Consider the following 19,156-nt stretch of genomic DNA (forward strand, 5'->3'; position numbering starts at 1 on the left):
CAATCAGCGGTTATCAGTCACGTTTTTCAGTAACGCCACTCAAAACCGACAGCGTATTTGGCGGAACCATAGCCCGGGATATCACTGCCGGAGGCGATCGCCTTGAGGGTCAGCAACGGGGTGATGGGCACCCCCAGACCAAAACCGATGGCCAGTTGATCATTGGGGTTCCCCATCAGATCGACCCGCATCACTCGATAAAGGGACATATCCTCGCTCAGGTGCATATAGGCTTGCGAAGCGCGGTTATAGACCTGACCAAACACCTCCAGCTGGAAACCTGACTGGGCGCTGATGGCCAGCGGTACCCCGACAAACTTGTAGAGATGGGAGCCGTTGAAGTAGCTGTTGGTGATCAGGGGAGTGAAATCAGTCTGCTGATAAAGGGTATTGAAGTTCTGTTCTACGATGCGATAGGTCTGCTCGGGCAGGCGAGCAAGATAATCCGGCACATCGAACCGGTATGCGGCGTTGGCTGCCAGCGGCAGCAGGGCCAGTAATCCGAGCAGTGCGTGGTGACGAGGCATCAGCAAATGGCTTCCGTTCGGCCAAAGAGATCTCTTGCTTGGGAGACATCCGCTCAGGATGTTGCAAGATATTGGTTTTTGGGGAAATCCCCTTCGTCATTATGACCTGAAGAAGGGGACGGGCGGGAAGGATTTATTGTGAAACTACTCACAACTCATAAATCTTCCAGATAGTGATAGAGACTCTTTAGAATCGCGAAGTTCCGTTCGTTACTCTGGTTCTGCTCGGCCAGCGCCTCGAGACGGGGCACATAGTCCGGCAGACGGCGGCTGAAGTAGTCGCTGCAGTGCAGGCGCCAGCGTTTCTGCTCCGCTTCGCTCAAGGTGTGCGGCCAGTTGCGGGCGCGGTAGCGGAACAGCATCTCCGGCAGCCGGGCGTCGGTAAAGGCGAACTCCCGCTCACCCAGCAGGTCCGCGGGGGTAGCACGCACCAGATCCATGGTGGACTTGTCGCCGTGGCCAAAGAATCCGCCGTAGAGCTGGGTATCGGGGTCGCTCTCATTGCTGCCGGCAAACTCCTGATTGAACACTTCCACCAGTTTTTCCCGTACTTCGGGGTGGGCGCGCAGCAGATCCAGGCTCTTGCGGCACTGCTCCCGATCGATGCCGAGCTCGTCGGCCCGTTCCGCCGTCAGGGTGGCGGCCGGCGCCAGCACCGGGCACTTGTTGATGTGCACCAGTTTCACCGGAATGCCCGCCAGATCCCCTAGCTCCTCTTTTTTGGTATAGAGGCGCTCGCGGATCTCCTCGCTGGTGAGCTCGATGAGCGGGGTGGGGTCACGGGTCAGATCCACCATGATCACCGCGTTCTGGTTGGTGGGGTGCCAGGCAAGTGGCGAGACCCAGCTTGCACAACCCTGCCAGGGGGAGAACATGCCGGAGACGTGCACCAGCGGCTTCATGGTCACCACGTCAATCAGCGCCTTCACCTTGTTTTTGTTACGCAGATCAAAGAGGTAACCAAACAGCTTGGGTTGGGCCTTTTTCACCAGCTTGGCCATCTCGATGGTGGCCAGTACGTCAGAGAGTGCATCGTGAGCATTGGCGTGGGCGACGCCGTTGGCGACCGTCAGCTTCTCCAGCCGGAAACTCGGTTTGCCTTCATCATCAAAGGCCCACTCGATCCCCTCCGGCCGCAGGGCATAGCAGGCCCGCAGCATGTCGAGGATGTCCCATCGGGAGTTGCCGTTCTGCCAGCTGTAGGCATAGGGGTCATAAAAGTTGCGATAGAGGGTGTAGCGGGTCACTTCATCATCGAAGCGGATACTGTTGTAGCCAAGCACACAGGTATTCGGTGTGGCGAACTGCTCGTGGATCTGGCGAATGAAATCCGCCTCGCACAGCCCGTCCTTCATCGCCTTTTGCGGCGTGATACCGGTAATGAGGCACGCCTCCGGATCTGGCAGGTAGTCTGCCGGAGGCTTGCAATAAATCACCAGTGGCTCGCCAATGATGTTGAAATCCGCATCGGTACGAATACCGGCAAACTGCGACGGCCTGTCCTTGGCGGGGCTGATGCCGAAGGTCTCGTAGTCGTGGAAGTAGAATGTTGGCTCGTTGCCCGCGTGTGCTGTTTTGCTCATGTTGCTCGAGATGAGGTATCCGATGACGGTAGCGCCTGGCGCTAGGGTGGGCGGTGCCAGGCACCACAATTGTGTGCATGGTAAACCATAGCGCAGGCAGAACGAAGGGCGAGCCGTGTAGGTGGCGGTTTATTGGGCGGAAAGAGACCTCATAGAGTTAGAGGGGAGTCAGCCAATCAGGTGGCCAAATTCACTATGTCACTAGATCCAACGCTTCAGTCGGTCGGAGACATGGCGCTCTTGGGTCGCGCCCGTGGTTTTTTTGCAAGGATCCTCTCTCATCCGATTTGTTATGAAGGCGCTCACAAAATTGAGCAATCGTTTAGTTTTGGGCGAAATCTCTGGTGTATCATTTGTTCAAAATAATGAAGATATAAATGATGACAAACCCATACATCAGTAAAGAAGGCATGGCAGTGATATGCCTTGCAAAGTATCTCATGACGACCCAGCCTGACGACCGCCTGAGGACGATAGAGTCCTTGTCTGACGAGATCGGTGTATCGGTTGGATTTATACAGAAGGCGTTTACCACGCTGGAAAATGACAAGGCGGTCAGCTTGAGTAAGCAGGGGCGTAATGGCACTTATATTCGGCAACTCGATTATCAAAAGCTTGTCCGTTACTCCGGCATCAGCCATGTGGTGTGTGCCATGCCGCTGCCTTATACAAAGCACTACGAGGGCCTGGCCAGTGGATTGAAGGCGCAACTTGGCAGCCTGCCACTCTATTTTGCCCATATGCGCGGCGCTGATGTCCGTGCCGAATGCTTGAAAAAGGGTGTCTATGACCTAGCCATTATGTCCAAACTTGCTGCTGGAACATTGGGTGGCAGCGTGAAGATCCTGGCGGATCTGGGGGCTGAGTCCTATTCACTCGAGCATCGATTGATTTATAGGGAAAACGAATATGAGACTATCAAACGCGTAGGGGTCGATCCGGCATCTCCTGATCAGCGAATTCTGACCGAGAAGGCGTTTGCAGGAAGAGAAATTGAAATTGTCGAGATCAACTATTCTAACAGCTTGAGTTATCTCGTTTCCGGGCAGATAGATGCGGTCGTGTGGTTGCCCGAGGCCATCGATATGAATGTATCGGGGCTGTGCGAAAAATCGCTCCAGCATATTGATGAATGTCGCCAAGCATCCCAGGCTGTAGTTCTTGTCAGTCGCCAGAGCCAGCATGTCTGCGAGCTAATTAGTAAGTTACTTGATGTTCATCAACTGTTGGTCCATCAGCGTTTAGTAATTGAAGGGAAGTTGATACCAAGTTATTAATATTTGAATATGGAGATATGCAGTGATAGCGCGATTACAGTTACTCCGGTCAGCCGATGTGATCAGTCATGATGCATTAAAAGCATGTTTATTGGTAATGGAAGACCTCAGGGAAAATTTTCCAGTTGGTGATGATAATGAGCAATTCCAGATGATGATTGTCCATCTGGCCAGGGCATTTGATCGGATTAAGTCAGGAACACCAATAGAGCAAGGTATGGATCCAACCCTGTTTGATGAAGTACAGGAAGATCCATTCTTCCATGATATTGATGTTCTCAACAGAAGACTGCTTGATAAAATTGATCTTGCGACAGCTCCGGAGAGTGAAAAGTCATTTATGTTGAGTAATCTTTTATCACTGCACTACTCATGTCAGGAGGGTATGTAATGTCGATTAGCCTCGATGGTTACACCTATTGTCATGAACATCTGCACATTGACCTATCCTCACAGAAAAGGGATGAAGATTGTCTTCTTGATAGTTATGCGTCGATCCGGGATGAGCTTGTTGCACTCAAACAGCATGGAGTGCTTAATCTCATCGAGATGACAAATCGTTTTATGGGGAGAAATCCTCATTTTATTGAAAATATAATGCAAGATACCGGCATGAATATCCTGATGTCGACAGGTTATTACATCGAAGGTTTCTTCCCCGAGAAGCTATACCGTATGTCAGCTCGCGAGATATGCGGTGAGATGGTGCATGAAATCACGGTGGGTATCGATGACAGTGCACTTAAAGCTAGTGTCATTGGGGAAATTGGTAGTAGCGAGAACGCATTTACCGAAACCGAGCGAAAAGTCTTTGAAGCTGCAGCAATGGCGCATTATGAGACCGGCCGCCCAATCTCGACCCACCTTTCCATGAGCACCATGGCAAGAGAACAGGTGAAGTTATTCAAGTCGTATGCGGTCGCAATGGAAAGGGTCACTATCGGTCATTGCGATCTTAAAAATAATCTGGATGACATCTTGTGGTTGATCGAACAGGGTTGTCATGTTCAGTTTGACACTATCGGTAAGAACAGTTACTTCCCTGATTCGTCGAGAATCAACATGCTGAAAGAATTGGCTAGCAGGAATTTGTTGGATAGAGTCATGCTGTCTATGGATATAACTAGAAAATCACACCTTAAAAAAAATGGAGGCCTTGGATTTTGTTATCTGGTGGAAAGTTTTATTCCACAGTTACTTGAGTCAGGTATTAGTAAAACTCAAATAGAACAAATGTTACGTCTTACCCCTTACCACTTTTTTAAATGAGGCTGGATATAAAAATGAAAAAAATAGGGATTGCTGGATTGCAACGTGAGCAGATAAAGGCGCAGATTGAACAAGCTGCACCGGGGGAGTTTGAATGTCATATTCTCAATGACATGGATGCCGCCATGAAGGTAAAAGCGGGAGTCCTGGATTATTACATCGGGTGTTGTAATACCGGTGCTGGGGCTGCACTATCAATCGCTATCGCTATTATCGGTTATCCGAAAAGTTGCACTATTGCTAAACCTTCCATCAAAGCTAAGTCCGAAGAGGTGGAGAAGTTTATTCAAGAGGGCAAGGTGGCGTTTGGCCTTTCAGTGGAACATGTCGAACATGCCATTCCTTTATTAATTACCAAGCTTGCCGCCAATTGAGGGCACAAAAATGGACATTATTCAATTAGGGTTAGTCACTCTGTTGTGTGCCATGACAGCTCTGTTGGCCAATATGAGTGCATCGGTATTTCATGACGGAATCAGGCCGATTCTACCCCAAGTCGTCGAAGGAAATATGTCGCGGCGTGATGCGGGATCCGTGGCGTTTGGCTTGTCGATTGGTTTCGTCGCCTCAGTCGGTATTTCGTTTACGCTTTCCACTGGTCTTCTAAACCCTTGGTTGCTCTTTTTACCGACCGACATTCTTGGTGTGATGATGGCTCGGCGCTGGCAAGCCGCATTAGCTGGCGGTTTGTGGGGGATTCTGGTTGTTACCTCTCTTTCCGGTGTGAATGCTGTATTGACAGGCTTGCCTGTCGATGCGGTTGGCGCGTTAGGTGAATTGGGTACGCCAGTGATGACCGCTTTTGCACTGTTTCCGCTGCTCGCCATCTTTTATCAGTTCGGTTGGAAAGCTGGTGCTATTTCGGCTGCAGTTATTGTGCTGGCTCGGCTTGCCACGATGAAATTTACCACTATTTATCCTGAGTCCCTGCAAATTTTCGTTGGGATGATGATGCTGGTGGGGACTGCCATATACAAAGACATCAACGATAAGAAAAATGGTATCGCGCCGCCTGATATGTCGGGTATGCACAGTTTGTTTGAAGAACGCACCAAGCGCATCATGAAAAACCTGCCGTTCCTAGCTGCAACCGGTGCGCTGGTAGCTGTGGTTGTCAACGCTGGTTATTTTGCTGGTTCTGAAGTCTCTATCTATCCGCTTGCCGATGCCTACAAGTTGACCGATCCTGTCGCGCAGCAGACGGCAATCAACCAGGTTGCTCTTTCTGAATTCATGCGCGGGCTTGGGTTCGTACCTCTGATTGCGACCACTGCACTGGCCACTGGTGTATATGGTGTGGTCGGGATGACTTTTGTGTTTGTGGTTGGTTACCTCTCACCTAACGTACCTGTTGCTGCGGTGCTGGGGGCCCTGACCATTTGTGCGGAAGTATTCTTGCTGCGTCGGATCGGCCATTTCCTGGAACAATTTCCGTCTATTCGTAATGCTTCGGATAATATCCGTAATTCGATGAACACGCTGATGGAGTTTGCACTCCTGATCGGTGGGGTACTGGCGGTGATGAAAATGGGTGGGACCACCGGGATTACCATTTTCACTATCTTGTTCTTCCTCAATGAGGTGATGGGCCGTCCTGTACTAAAAATTGCTGCTCCGGCTCTCGCTGCCATATTAACTGGTGTTGCACTCAATATTTTCCATATCGTCGGAATTTTTAATATCTGACCCCAGGGTCACCCGGTTTGACAGCCTGAAAACTATCGGGCCGGGTAAGCTACATTTATAAGGTGAGCGAAGATGTTTCTTGATGCTTTGAAAAGACAAAATCCGAGATTTATAGAGTGTGCAGCTGAATTATTAAAATCCAACCAGGTTTTGCCTGACACTTATATTATTGATGTCGACCAGTTTGTTGAAAATGCGAGGGTGATCAAGAAAACTGCAGATGAGTATGGGATCACACTCTATGCGATGACGAAGCAATTTGGACGCAATCCCGTTTTAGCAAAATTGCTGATCGATGAGTTAGGTTATGATGGTATTGTCTGTGTTGATTTCAAAGAAGCACGCCATTATTCAGACCTGGGAATAAATGTTAGTCATGTTGGGCATTTGGTTCAACCACCTACTGGGATAGTCCATGAATTGGTGAGTGTCACCAAACCAGAGATTATAACCGTTTATTCTATTGAAAAGGCCAAGGAGATTTCATCTGCTGCAGTTAATGCGAATGTAGTTCAAAAGATTATGGTCAAGTTTTATCAGCATGGTGACATTATTTATCCCAGTCAGGAGTCTGGATTTTTACTAAGTGAGCTGGATGAGGTTATCCAATCATTGTCAGCACTACCGAATATCGCTATAGCGGGGGTCACTCATTTTCCCAGCTTTCTCTATGATGAAGATAAAGATGTGACCGTGGCCACACATAATTTCAGGACAACGATGATTGCCAAAGAGCAGGCTGAGCGAATGGGTTGCCGGATAACACAGGTCAATGTTCCGTCTTCAACTAGTTGTGAAACAATACCGCTAATTGCCTCTCGAGGTGGGACGCATGGCGAACCGGGACATGCTTTGACCGGTACAATTCCATCAAATCAGAATGGGGATCAGCCAGAAAAGATTGCAATGCTTTATTTGAGCGAGATATCTCATCAGCATAACGGAAATAGTTATTGCTATGGTGGTGGATATTATCGGCGTGGACGTATTCGTGGCGCACTGGCAATGGATGGCTCAGATCCACACGGACGCTTCATGCCATTTGTGGCAGGTGATGATGGCAGCATCGATTACCACATCCAGTTGGCGGGAACGTGTCCCGTCGGCACACCCGTTATTATGGCTTTCCGCTCCCAGGTGTTTGTGACCAGGAGTGATGTTGCGCTGGTTTCAGGAATATCGACAGGGACCCCGAAAATCATCGGACTCTATGATTCGCAAGGGCGAGAGTTGTAAGGGAGGGATTATGGCAAGGTTTATTGTTGTCGTCCTCGATGGCTTTGGTATCGGCGAAATGCCGGATGTACTGGCCGAGCGACCACAGGATCACGGTGCCAATACAGCAAGAAAGCTCATTGAGCATTTTTCAGATAAACATCTGCCGACGTTGGCACGGCTTGGATTGTTGAATACGGTGTATCCCGTCAACTCAGTGATGCAACGTAGCCAGGCTGCAAACTGGGGTAAGTCAATGCTGGGCCATGAAGGGTGTGACACCTTTATGGGGCATCAAGAGATCATGGGGACCAAACCGAGAGCACCGCTACAAGCCCCCTTTAGTACATATATCGAAAAGATAGAGGCAGGGTTGATTGCCGCAGGATACCAGGTCAACCGAATATATCGCGATGCGCTTGCCCTACTGGAGGTCAACAGCTGTGTCGTGATCGGGGATAACCTTGAGGCCGAGTTGGGACAGGTTTATAACATTACAGCCAATTTGAACTTGATATCATTCGATGACGTCGTGAAAATCGGAAGAGTAGTCAGGAAATATAATGATGCTGGACGAAACATAGCGTTTGGTGGACTGATTGATTCAATGGATGACATCTATTCAGCCATAGAAACCAAACCAGATAAAAACGGAAATATAGCATTTATTGGGGTCAACGCTCCACGTTCTGGAGCCTATAATAACGGATTTAAGGTTATTCACCTTGGCTATGGAGTCGATCCATCGACACAAGTGCCACACTGTCTTAATCAGGTTGGAATCAAGACGTTCTTATATGGTAAGGTCGCCGATATCGTAGAGAATGAACACGGTGTTTCATATCCAGGAGTAGTCGATACCGATACACTGTTTGATTTATTGCTGCGGGATGTTGTTCGGAAAGATAATGCATTTTTCTGCCTCAATGTTCAGGAAACGGATCTTTCTGGTCACCAACAAAATGCTAGGCGTTACTGGAATACGCTCGAGAGAGCTGATGCCGGATTATCAAAGATATTAGACGCTATGTCCATAAGCGACCTCTTGATTGTTATGGCTGATCATGGCAACGATCCCTTTATCGGACATTCTCTTCATACAAGAGAAATGGTGCCAATATTGTTATTCAGCCATGAATTAAAGGGGCTTGAGTTAGGTGTTCGCGATACCCTATCTGATGTGGGGGCCAGTGTTGCCAAATTCTTTAATGCTCCCATGCCAGAATTTGGCTCGCCCATAAAGTTCTAGTTCGACGATATATAAACACTAATTATGTTCTTTACACCTCACTTTTTATGTTGGTGAGATAGGCTTATATTATTAATCAGGAGTTGCTAGATGAAACATGGATTAAGTCTTTCATTATTAGGTGGCATATTTATTGCGACCACGGCATCTGCCTCAACTGGGGGAATGCAAGAGTTTCTCGATAGTCTCAGAAATTTTGAGTCCGGTATCAATCCGGCACTGAGTCCGTTTTACCTCGATAATCTGGATAACCCCGTTTATACCTACGCTAAGGTCACCAAGCCGGGTCGCCTCGTCAGGGACTGCGCCACAGGGAGTATGGTGCAAGAGCCTACAACGATAAGGCAGTACTTTACCAAACTGGGTCTTGGCAGCATCTATAACGAAAATACCCCTCATGACCCGGGCATGTTCAAGTTGATGCAGTACAGCTCGATGAATGCGTGGGGCTTTGTCGGGTATCAGCTGGGTGAAGCGGTATTGATCGATGGAGGCTATTACAGCCCGCCGACAGTACAGATTGCAGGTAAGGAATACGACAGCTTTTATATGTTCGTGCCCGATTCGACCTGGATCGGTTGTAAAACCGAGGCGCTGGCTGAAATCCCGGGATCAGGCGGTAATCAGGTGTACGTAACGGATATTAACCGCTGGCAAGGGCATTTTATCGGCAAGAACGGGGTCAACAATTTCACCGATTTCATCAAGCCCGATAAACAGGAGTTGGTGATCCGGGATGTCATGCACTTCAACTACAAGGTCATCAGCAAGCTCCTACAAGATGCCAATATGACCTGGGCACAGGCCTTGTCGAAAAGCTGGACCGATACGGATGATAACGGGCAGCAGGTAACGGTCAAGGCAACTATGTCCGGTATCCTGGCCGCTGCTCACTTGCGTGGAGCGTGGGGAACCGCCGAGCTGTTGACCAAAGACAAGATCACGTGTGACGAGCAGGGAACTTGTATCACCAAATATGTGCATAAGTTTGGCGGTTACAACACGCTGTTTGATGTACCGGGTGACAGCGTCACTCAAGGCTCCCCTTACGATGAAGTTCTGATGGCGGGGTGGGGGAATGACACCGTTATCTTGGGGGGTGGCAAAAACCAGCTGCTACTCAATGAGCAGAAGGGCTCTATCACCACGGTTACCGACTTTGTTATCGGCAAGGATAAGATCGTGCTACGTGGCTGGTCCAGCGAATCACCTCTGGCGTCCATGGTGGTCACTCAGGGGAAAAATGGCGCTGAAATAGATGTGGCTGGACAAAAAATCATTCTGAACAACATCAATGCTGGCGATGTACTGGCCAATCCTTCACAAGTGGTCATTCAGTCTATGGTGTACACGCTGGCGTGGAATTCAGGCAAGCAGGTCGTCGCCCAGTTTGACCCCAAGGTGGATCGTATCGAGGGTTCGTCGGGGATCGGGTTCAAGCATCTCAAAGCTTATGAGACTAGCTCTTCGGTGGTTATTGGTCCCCAAGCCGATGACGGCGGCATTTATGCTTCGTATGAGCTGATGGGATTGACGTTGGCCGACCTGTCGCCTGATATGTTCCTCAACGTGACCGGCAGCTTTGATCGTCTGGGTTTTATCGTGCCGCTTGATCACAAAACCTGGGGCTGGAATATGTCGCTGGTGGTGAACAGCTTCAATCCGCAAAAAACGGTGCTGACCGTTCCAAGCAATCAGCCAGTGCCATTTTCTGCTGTAAAGTTGACTCAAAATGGTGCCAACACCGAGCTGACCTTGCTCGAGCCGTTTGCCAAGGGTGACAAGAAGATCGTTATCCTGCGCAATACCGATGTGAAGAGTCTCTCTGAACGGAACTTCTCCGGCTTCAGCGGTCAGTACAAAGAGGTGACGATCGATATTCCCGTGATGTTTGACATTCGTGCTAGTGTCGTCGGCACCGGTGGCTCTATCTCTCCTGCACCGGATACTGCAGGTATTATTCAGGCAAAAGGGGGAAGTGCACTGACAGTTGCGTTCATTCCTGATCCCGGATATCGAGTGAAGAGTATCACCGTCGATGGCGCGGCCCAGCCGGTGGCGAGCGCTTATACCTTCCCCAGCTTGGCGGCCAATCACCGCCTTGAAGTGAGCTTCGAGAAGGGTAGTGCCTGTCCGGCCTCCTGGAACAGCACTCAGGTGTACAACACCGGTGACAAGGCGACCTATGTCGGCAACATCTATGAGGCCAAGTGGTGGAACACCAATAACCAGCCGGACCAAGGTGGTCCCTGGAAGCTGCTAGGCGCTTGTCAGTAAAGTGTGTGCTGACACGTGACCCTAACGCGGTCGCTTCTTATCTAAAAATTCCCGAGCATTGCTCGGGAATTTTTCTTTTGAATTTCATTCCCTTTACCCGTTGTTACTCTTGTGTCTGTCAGACGAGCTGTGTTGTGTCAGCAAATCCGCACTCTTGAGCTTGAAGGTACAGCCTTGCTGGATGAGCTCCTCCCGGTTGGCCAGTACCAGCGGGTAGAGCAGGGGATGTTGTTGATGTTCTCCGTTGTAGCTCACCTGCATCCGCTCCAATGCGTAGTGCATCAAAGGGATGCGCTGGTTAATCAACAGCTGGTTCCCTGTCATGGCATTGTCTCTGGCAATGATTGCCTGCTGACCCTCGCTGAGGCCTGGATTGGGAACGACTACCGCATGGGTGTTCCACTCCAGATCCTGCTCCCGGCCGTGAGGGGAGGCATCCAGCAGATCCGGTTCGCCGCGAAAACGACTCATCACAAAGTCCAGATATTCCCCTTTCTTCTCGCAGTAGGCACGAACGTGCCAGCGGATCCCGTCATAGACCAGAGTGTGAGGCTCGATATTGCGGCCACATCCCCGAATAGCTGCGCCGTGGTGCGCGGCAGCTGGCGGCGAAAGTCACGCAATCAGCTGGGCCATGCCAGCTGGTTGGATGTAGTGGAGGCAGCCCTCTGGTGCTTCTGGCATGGTGACGATTTGGCAAGCGGCGAAGTGTTACTCGGTGTGCTGCTGGGCAGGGATGAGCGGGTGCGGTTGGTCTATGGACTGTTAGCCGGGGCTTTCTATCTGTCAGATCGGACAGATTGAAGCCGCGGCGCCATCGTATCCCGCCATCCTGCGGCTGATTAACCAGCCAGCTCAACCACCGGATAACAGGCATCTCCCCACAGGGTATCGGGATGGGTCATCATCAACTCGATGATCACCGGCACCAGTTTGCCGAGCAGGTTGGCACAATCCTTCAGTTGTTTGCGATTGACCGAGCTGTTCCAGGTCGCACCGCCATGAATTAGCTGGTTGCGCAGGGTATAGAGGCGGTTAAACACCACGCCCAGCAACTGTGGGGTGTTGCTGCTGGCGAGGGCCTGGTTTGCCATCTTCTTGCCTTGTGCCAGCCGCTCCTTCCACTGGGCTTCGCTTATTTTGCCGCTGTGATAATCCCAGAAGCCTTGCAGTACAAACGGGGTATCCAGCAGTATGCGGATACTGCCAGAGAACTCCTGCCAAACCAGATGCTCGATCTTTTTGTGCTCATCCAGGTCGCACAGTTTCTCCAGAAAGCCTTTGAAGGTCTCCTGTTCAGAGAGGCGACGATCGTCCTCGATTTCAGTGGCATAAGCCGCATTGAACGCAATCCAGAGAAAGATAAAGCGGCCATCTTCATCTTCGGCCATTTCAGCACGTTGCAGCCAGCTTAGGGCACGATGAACTCGCAGGTTGAGGTTGCTGGGAGAGTGTTCACGCAGCGTCCGGTGATGGTTTTTCAACTGTTCAAAATTCAACGACGATCTCCTTCTCAATCAGATGAATAGCCAGCTTTGACAACCATACTCTCTGTCCTGCTGCTTGATCATCAGGTTTAGAAGAACTGGCTGGAATAGCAATGTGGTGATAGCAGCGGCTACTTGCGGATGATACCCTTCAGCGTTGCAATGGCCAGCTCCGCCATGGTGGCCGACGATTGTTCCAGTGGGGCATGGTGGCACTCGGGACAGGCCTCAAACCAGGTGTGGCCACGTACCATAACATCGCTCTTGTGAACAACCGTCTTGTGCTAGCCACATGTTGGGCAGCGATAAGTCGAAGGGGGGGGGGTATCGGCATGATATCCTTCAGACAAGTTCCATCTGGCCTAAAGTAACACGACTCAAATTATTGCAGTGAGTTCCTAGTTCACACTCCTTTTAGAGTCAGGAAAATACCATATCCATACACATAAATGACTATAAAACAAGGTAAAAGGCTCAGCTATTGACTAAGTTGATAGAAGGCGAAGGATAAAACAGCGCCAGTTTGATACGACAACATCGCATGGGACCCGGATCATGGACAGAGCGCAGGGCGCAGCCCCCTTTTCGTTGCAAGTGGATCTAAGGCAGGTGGTGTATGCCCTGTCAGCCTCGCTGGATCTGGTGGGCATTGGCGATGTGGCCCACGGTAAACGGGTCGGGATTATGGCTGCCGAGTGCAGCCGGGAGCTGGGGATGAGTGAGGCCGAACGCTGTCTGCTGTTCGAGCTGGGGGTGCTGCATGATATCGGTGTCTCCTCGACCATCACCCATCATCATCTGGTCAGCGAGTTCGATTGGGAGTCCTCCCAGCGCCACTGCGAGGTGGGATATCAGCTGCTCAAGGATTTCCGTTTGCTGGCCCCGCTGGCCCTGCCTATCCGTTATCACCATACCCACTGGCACCTGTTGCGCGAGATGGCCGATGTGGACCCCAATGTAGCCCGTCAGGCCAACCTTATCTTTCTGGTGGATCGCTGCGATGCGTTGGCGGCGCCCTACTATGGTGATGGTTCATTGTTGATGCATACCAACGAGATCCGCGCACGCCTGCAGGATTTCCGTGACGAGTTCTTTGCCCCCGAGCTGGTGGATGCCTTCCTCAAGGCGTCTCGCTCTGAGGCATTTTGGCTGCAGCTGGAAGCGCGCTCCATCAATGATTACATGCTGGAGATGCTGCAGGTGCGGGAGCCTTGCCTGACCTTCAACGGGGAGCTTAAAGCGCTGGCGCAGATCTTCTCCGGCATTGTCGACGCCAAAAGCCCATTCACGATGACGCATTCACTCGGTGTGAGCAGGTTGTCTCGGGCATTGGCCGAGCAGATGGGAGTCAGTGCCATCCATTGTGACATGCTGGAGATCGCCGGTTTGCTGCACGATTTGGGCAAGCTCAGGGTGCCGGACGAGATCCTCGACAAGCCTGCCTGCCTGACGAAAGAGGAGCGGGCCATCATCAATACCCACAGCTTCGAGACTTACCAGATCCTGCGTCATATCGAAGGGTTTGAGGAGATTGCCTGTTGGGCGGCCTATCACCATGAGGAGCCTGATGGGGAGGGCTATCCGTTCCACCTGCCGGCATCCGCCATGGCGCTTGAAGCGCGGATCCTGCGGGTCGCTGATATTTTTCAGGCAATGGTGCAGGACAGACCTTATCGGCGCGGCCTGCCTGCCCGTGACGCATTGACCTTTATGCAGCAACTGGCGGATCAGGGGCGGGTCGATCCCGCTGTGGTAGCGGTGCTGGCCGATCACCTGCCGCAGATGATGATGGCAGCCATTCCGGATCGCGAGCCGGATCATGCCATCAATTGAGGGAGAGGCTGGCCGCTGACTCATACCGCCGCGAGCCAGCTATGCTTGGAACAAGCCGAGCATGGTGCCGGTACCGGCGCACAAGACGCCAGCTTGATGGACTACAGTAGGGGAGCAGATATGGAATCGCTAAAAGCCAAGGATTATATGCAGAGCAGACCCATCACCTTCACTGCCGACATGATGGTGCAAGCTGCGGTCGAGAAATTTCTGAACAGTCATCAGCTCGGTGGCCCGGTGGTGGATGGGCAGGGCCATCTGATTGGCTGGATCTCCGAGCAGGATTGCATCGCAGTGCTGCTTAAAGAGGCCTATCACTGCGAACAGGTGGCGCAGGTCAAGGATGTGATGCGCAAGGAGGTGTTGTCGGTGGGGCCAGATACCAGCATTTTGAGCCTGGCGGAGATGATGATGGGGCAAAAGCCGAAAATCTATCCGGTAGTGGAGGAGGGGCGTCTGCTCGGGGTCATCAATCGTCACAATGTCATGCAGGCCATTCACGCCCAGCTCACCACCTGTTTTGTCCATCACACCCACGGTTAATCCTGTTTTTCTCTCTCCCAAGGCAAGCTTCGGCTTGCCTTGGCTATTTCATATGCTGCGATTTATTCATGTTATGCCATCTTACAATGATTGTTTTGTCATGTTTGAGGATCGGCCAATCTCTCAGTCTTCCCATATATAACGCTACGTTAAGGCTTGCACCGCCCCCGCTCGCTCTTTAGGATCGCTCCCAGCTTATCGATATGGCCCCTCTGGGCACCTATTTAAGGAATTCGTACCTTGTCTCTCTCTATCGAGGCGCTGCGCCGCCGTCTCTCTGCCTGCATGAACCTCGACGCTCGCCGCCTTTCCAGCCGTCTGCACGGGGTCAAGAAGCTGCCTGAAGGCAAACAGGCTGCCGTGCTGGAGACCATCGCTGCCGATCTGGATGCCGCGCAAGCGCGCTATCAAACCCGTCTGGCCGGTGTGCCCAAGGTCACCTATCCGGACAACCTGCCGGTCAGCCAGAAGCAGGCTGAGATCGCCAAGGCCATTCAAAAACATCAAGTGGTGATCATTGCAGGGGAAACAGGCTCGGGCAAAACCACCCAGATCCCCAAGATCTGTCTGGCGCTCGGGCGCGGGGTGAAGGGCTTTATCGGCCACACCCAGCCGCGCCGTCTGGCAGCCCGCACCGTGGCGGCTCGTATTGCCGAGGAGATGGAGTCCGAACTCGGCCACTACGTGGGTTACAAGGTGCGCTTTACCGATCAGGTGAGCGAGCAGACCCACATCAAGCTGATGACCGACGGTATTCTACTGGCGGAGATCCAGAACGACCGGATGCTCACCCAGTACGACACCATCATCATCGATGAGGCCCATGAGCGGAGCCTCAACATCGACTTCATTTTGGGCTATCTCAAGCAACTGCTGCCCAAGCGCCCCGATCTCAAGGTGATCATCACCTCGGCCACCATCGACCCGCAACGTTTCTCCCGCCATTTCAACAAGGCGCCGGTGATCGAGGTCTCTGGCCGCACCTATCCGGTAGAGGTGCGCTACCGCCCGCTCACCAGTGATAAAAGTGAAGGGCTGGAGGAGCGTGACGAGCTGCAGGGGATCTTCGATGCGGTGGAAGAGCTGGCACGCGAAGGGCTGGGGGACATTCTTATCTTCATGAACGGCGAGCGGGAGATCCGCGATACCGCCGATGCCCTGCGCAAACTCAACCTGCGCAATACCGAGGTGCTGCCGCTCTACGCTCGCCTCTCCAACGCCGAGCAGAACAAGGTGTTCCAGCAACATGCCGGACGGCGCATCGTGCTCGCCACCAACGTGGCGGAGACCTCGCTGACGGTGCCGGGCATTCGCTACGTCATTGACCCGGGCACCGCCCGCATCAGCCGTTACTCCTGGCGTACCAAGGTGCAGCGACTGCCCATCGAACCGGTCTCCCAGGCCAGCGCCAACCAACGTAAAGGGCGTTGCGGTCGGGTGGCGGACGGCATCTGTATCCGCCTCTACTCGGAGGAGGATTTTAACAGCCGCCCTGCCTTCACCGACCCCGAGATCCTGCGCACCAACCTGGCCTCCGTCATCCTGCAGATGCTGGCGCTCGGCCTTGGCAATATGGAGGCGTTCCCCTTCGTCGAGCCGCCCGAGTCGCGCCATATCAAGGATGGTCTGACTCTCTTGAAAGAGCTGGAGGCGGTGCGTGAGCTGCCTGCCAACGGCGAGCGCGAAGCCAAGTTGCAGCTGACCGAGACTGGTCGCCAGCTCTCGCGCATCCCCCTTGATCCGCGTTTGGCGAAGATGGTGATCAGCGCGGCGCAGACCGGCTGCCTGAGCGAGGTGATGGTGATCACCGCGGCCCTCAGCATTCAGGATCCCCGCGAGCGGCCCATGGAGAAGAAGCAGGCTGCCGACGAGCAGCACAGACGCTTTGAGGACAAGGATTCCGACTTCCTCGCCTTCGTCAATCTGTGGAATTACCTGAAAGAGCAGCAGGATGCCCTTGGCAGCAACCCGTTTCGCCGCATGTGCCAGAAGGAGTTTCTCTCCTACCTGCGGGTGCGTGAATGGCAGGATATTCACTTCCAGCTGCGTCAGACGGTCAAGGAGCTGGGTTTTAAAGCCAACCATGAACCGGCGGATTTCAAGACGGTGCACTGTGCCCTGCTGACCGGCCTCTTGAGCCATATCGGCAACAAGGATCTGGAAAAGCCTGAATTCCTTGGTGCTCGCAATGGCCGTTTCCACCTCTTCCCGGCCTCGGGTCTGTTCAAGAAGCCGCCCAAGTGGGTGATGGCCGCAGAATTGGTGGAAACCTCGCGTCTCTACGCCCGTATCAACGCAAAAATTGAGCCCGAGTGGGTGGAGCCGCTGGCAGGCCACCTCATCAAGCTGCACCACAGCGACCCTCACTGGTCGAAGAAAAACGGCGCCGTAATGGCCAAGGAGAAGGTGACCCTCTATGGTCTGACCCTGGTCAACGAGCGCACCATCAACTTCAGCCGTATCGATCCGGCGCTGTGTCGTGAGCTGTTTATCCGCCGCGCGCTGGTGGAGGGGGATTTCGAGACCCGTCACCGTTTCTTCAGCGATAACCGCAAGCTCCTGGCCGAGGTGGAGGCGCTGGAGCACAAATCCCGTCGGCGCGACATCTTGGTGGATGACGAGGATCTGTTCCGCTTCTACGATGCTCGTTTGCCGGAGGAGGTGATCTCCTCCCGCCACTTCGACAAGTGGTGGAAAGAGGCGCAAAAGCGGGATCCCGAACTGCTCAACTTCGAGAAAGAGATGCTGATGAAGGGGGATGCGGCCCACATCAGCGATCTCGACTACCCCAACTTCTGGCAGCAGGGGCGGCTCAAGCTCAAGCTGACCTATCAGTTCGAGCCGGGGGAGGCCGCCGATGGCGTGACCCTGCATATTCCGCTGCCGCTCCTGAATCAGGTGGAGGTGAAGGGGTTTGAGTGGCTGATCCCCGGGCTGCGTCACGAGCTGTTGGTGGCCCTCATCAAGTCGATGCCAAAGCCGATGCGCAAAAACTTCGTGCCAGCGCCCAACTACGCCGACGCGTTGCTCGCCAGCATCAACCCCGAGCAGGGGCAGCTCTTGGACGAAATGGAGCGCCAGCTGCGCCGTATGACCGGCGTGACCGTGCCCCGTGAGTCCTGGGACTGGTCTGCGGTGCCCGATCACCTGAAACTCACCTTCCGGGTGGTGGACGACAAACACAAGAAGGTGGCGGAAGGTAAAGATCTGGAGGCCTTGAAAGAGTCGCTGCGCGGCAAGGTGCAGGAGACCCTGTCACAAGTGGCGGACGATGATATCGAGCAGTCCGGTCTCACCCTGTGGAGCTTTGGCGAGCTGCCCCAGGAGTACAGCCAGAAGCGGGGCGGCTTCGAGGTGAAAGCCTATCCAGCGTTGGTGGACGAGAAGGACTCGGTTGCTATTCAGCTGGTGGAGAGCCCGGTGGTGCAGCAGCAGCTGATGTGGGCCGGTCAGCGCCGGCTGGTGCTGCTCAATGTGCCATCACCCATCAAGTATCTGCAGGAGAAGTTGCCCAACAAGGCCAAGCTGGGGCTCTATTTCAACCCGTTTGGCAAGGTGGCGGAGCTTATCGATGACTGCATCGCCTGCGGCTGCGACAAGCTGATCGAGCAGCATGGCGGGCTGGCTTGGGACGAGGCCGGTTTCGAGGCGCTCAAGGAGTATGTTCGCGCCGAGCTCAACGATGCGGTGGTGGAGGTGGCCAAGCAGGTGGAAGCCGTACTGACGCTGTCCCATGAGATCAAGAAACGCCTCAAGGGCAAGATGCAGCTCGACACCGCCTTTGCCATGTCGGACATCCAGCAGCAGTTGGGTAACCTCATTCACAAGGGCTTTGTTACCGAGACCGGCTGGCAGCGGCTGCCTGACTTGCTGCGCTACCTGCGGGCCATCGAGCGGCGGCTCGAGAAGCTAGCCATCGATCCCAACCGGGATCGGGTCTACATGCTCAAGGTGCACAGCGTGGAGTCGGAGTACAAGGCACTGCTCGCCAAGATCCCCAAATCCCAGCTCATTCCCACCGAGGTGGCTAATATTCGCTGGATGATCGAGGAGCTGCGAGTGTCGTTCTTTGCCCAGAATCTGGGGACCCCTTATCCGGTCTCCGATAAACGGGTGCTTAACGCCATCGCTCAGTGCTAAGCTGCTATCTAACTGTTTTAACAGCATGATAGCGGGTGATGAGAAGGGGTTGCCGGTCAGGTAGCCCCTT

At 53.0% G+C, this 19,156-nt stretch carries 16 protein-coding genes; 12 read left to right on the forward strand and 4 right to left on the reverse strand.

What is annotated here, in order from left to right:
* Positions 1-26: 26 nt before the first annotated feature.
* Together ACTG19_RS01240 and sbcB are read right to left on the reverse strand one after the other, a co-directional pair.
* The gene (locus ACTG19_RS01240) at positions 27-527 is read right to left on the reverse strand and encodes a hypothetical protein (protein ID WP_005360277.1); all 501 of its coding nucleotides are present in this window, start codon (positions 525-527) and stop codon (positions 27-29) included.
* A gap of 155 nt (positions 528-682) precedes the next feature.
* A complete protein-coding gene (gene sbcB, locus ACTG19_RS01245) occupies positions 683-2,110 on the reverse strand; it encodes an exodeoxyribonuclease I (protein WP_113739464.1) in 1,428 nt (475 codons plus the stop codon).
* Between the two features lie 377 nt (positions 2,111-2,487).
* On the opposite strand from sbcB, the gene yhfZ reads away from it, so the two are divergent.
* From yhfZ to ACTG19_RS01285, 8 genes are all read left to right on the forward strand, one after another.
* The gene (gene yhfZ, locus ACTG19_RS01250; RefSeq protein WP_201989380.1) at positions 2,488-3,387 is read left to right on the forward strand and encodes a GntR family transcriptional regulator YhfZ; all 900 of its coding nucleotides are present in this window, start codon (positions 2,488-2,490) and stop codon (positions 3,385-3,387) included.
* Between the two features lie 58 nt (positions 3,388-3,445).
* The gene (locus ACTG19_RS01255) at positions 3,446-3,778 is read left to right on the forward strand and encodes a hypothetical protein (protein ID WP_139474136.1); all 333 of its coding nucleotides are present in this window, start codon (positions 3,446-3,448) and stop codon (positions 3,776-3,778) included.
* On the forward strand, positions 3,778-4,656 hold the full coding sequence (locus tag ACTG19_RS01260; protein WP_113739466.1) for a phosphotriesterase-related protein: 879 nt from the start codon (positions 3,778-3,780) through the stop codon (positions 4,654-4,656). Before ACTG19_RS01255 ends, ACTG19_RS01260 begins: the two co-directional genes overlap by 1 nt.
* Positions 4,657-4,670: 14 nt before the next feature.
* Complete coding sequence (locus tag ACTG19_RS01265) at positions 4,671-5,030, forward strand: DUF2620 domain-containing protein (RefSeq protein WP_029303224.1); 360 nt, start codon at positions 4,671-4,673, stop codon at positions 5,028-5,030.
* A 10-nt stretch (positions 5,031-5,040) separates the two neighbouring features.
* Positions 5,041-6,342, forward strand: coding sequence for a YhfT family protein (locus ACTG19_RS01270; protein ID WP_113739467.1), 1,302 nt, complete (start codon positions 5,041-5,043; stop codon positions 6,340-6,342).
* Positions 6,343-6,414: 72 nt separating this feature from the next.
* Entirely contained in the window at positions 6,415-7,578 is a 1,164-nt protein-coding gene (locus ACTG19_RS01275) for an alanine racemase (protein ID WP_113739468.1), read from the forward strand.
* 10 nt (positions 7,579-7,588) lie between these two features.
* Positions 7,589-8,806, forward strand: coding sequence for a phosphopentomutase (locus tag ACTG19_RS01280; protein WP_439988618.1), 1,218 nt, complete (start codon positions 7,589-7,591; stop codon positions 8,804-8,806).
* 90 nt (positions 8,807-8,896) lie between these two features.
* Complete coding sequence (locus ACTG19_RS01285; RefSeq protein ID WP_113739470.1) at positions 8,897-11,083, forward strand: carbohydrate-binding protein; 2,187 nt, start codon at positions 8,897-8,899, stop codon at positions 11,081-11,083.
* 93 nt (positions 11,084-11,176) lie between these two features.
* Here the strand turns inward: ACTG19_RS01285 and ACTG19_RS01290 are convergent, their stop codons facing one another.
* Positions 11,177-11,554 (reverse strand): hypothetical protein, encoded by a 378-nt coding sequence (locus ACTG19_RS01290; RefSeq protein ID WP_228023714.1) that lies wholly within the window; start codon positions 11,552-11,554, stop codon positions 11,177-11,179.
* 75 nt (positions 11,555-11,629) lie between these two features.
* Between ACTG19_RS01290 and ACTG19_RS01295 the strand changes: the two genes are divergently transcribed.
* Positions 11,630-11,887 carry an ADP-ribosylglycohydrolase gene (locus tag ACTG19_RS01295; RefSeq protein WP_113739471.1) on the forward strand — a complete coding sequence of 86 codons (258 nt, stop codon included), beginning with the start codon at positions 11,630-11,632 and terminating at the stop codon, positions 11,885-11,887.
* Positions 11,888-11,925: 38 nt separating this feature from the next.
* On the opposite strand, the gene ACTG19_RS01300 is transcribed toward ACTG19_RS01295, so the two are convergent.
* Positions 11,926-12,582 carry a HEPN domain-containing protein gene (locus ACTG19_RS01300; RefSeq protein ID WP_113739472.1) on the reverse strand — a complete coding sequence of 219 codons (657 nt, stop codon included), beginning with the start codon at positions 12,580-12,582 and terminating at the stop codon, positions 11,926-11,928.
* Positions 12,583-13,125: 543 nt separating this feature from the next.
* Between ACTG19_RS01300 and ACTG19_RS01305 the strand changes: the two genes are divergently transcribed.
* From ACTG19_RS01305 to hrpA, 3 genes are all read left to right on the forward strand, one after another.
* Positions 13,126-14,403, forward strand: coding sequence for an HD-GYP domain-containing protein (locus ACTG19_RS01305; RefSeq protein ID WP_026035113.1), 1,278 nt, complete (start codon positions 13,126-13,128; stop codon positions 14,401-14,403).
* Positions 14,404-14,523: 120 nt separating this feature from the next.
* A complete protein-coding gene (locus tag ACTG19_RS01310) occupies positions 14,524-14,946 on the forward strand; it encodes a CBS domain-containing protein (protein WP_005333273.1) in 423 nt (140 codons plus the stop codon).
* Positions 14,947-15,186: 240 nt separating this feature from the next.
* Positions 15,187-19,086 (forward strand): ATP-dependent RNA helicase HrpA, encoded by a 3,900-nt coding sequence (gene hrpA / locus ACTG19_RS01315; RefSeq protein WP_439988619.1) that lies wholly within the window; start codon positions 15,187-15,189, stop codon positions 19,084-19,086.
* The last annotated feature ends 70 nt before the right edge of the window (positions 19,087-19,156 follow it).

The organism is Aeromonas sp. 3P (assembly GCF_051919745.1).
In the GTDB taxonomy this organism is placed as follows: Bacteria; Pseudomonadota; Gammaproteobacteria; order Enterobacterales; family Aeromonadaceae; genus Aeromonas; species Aeromonas veronii.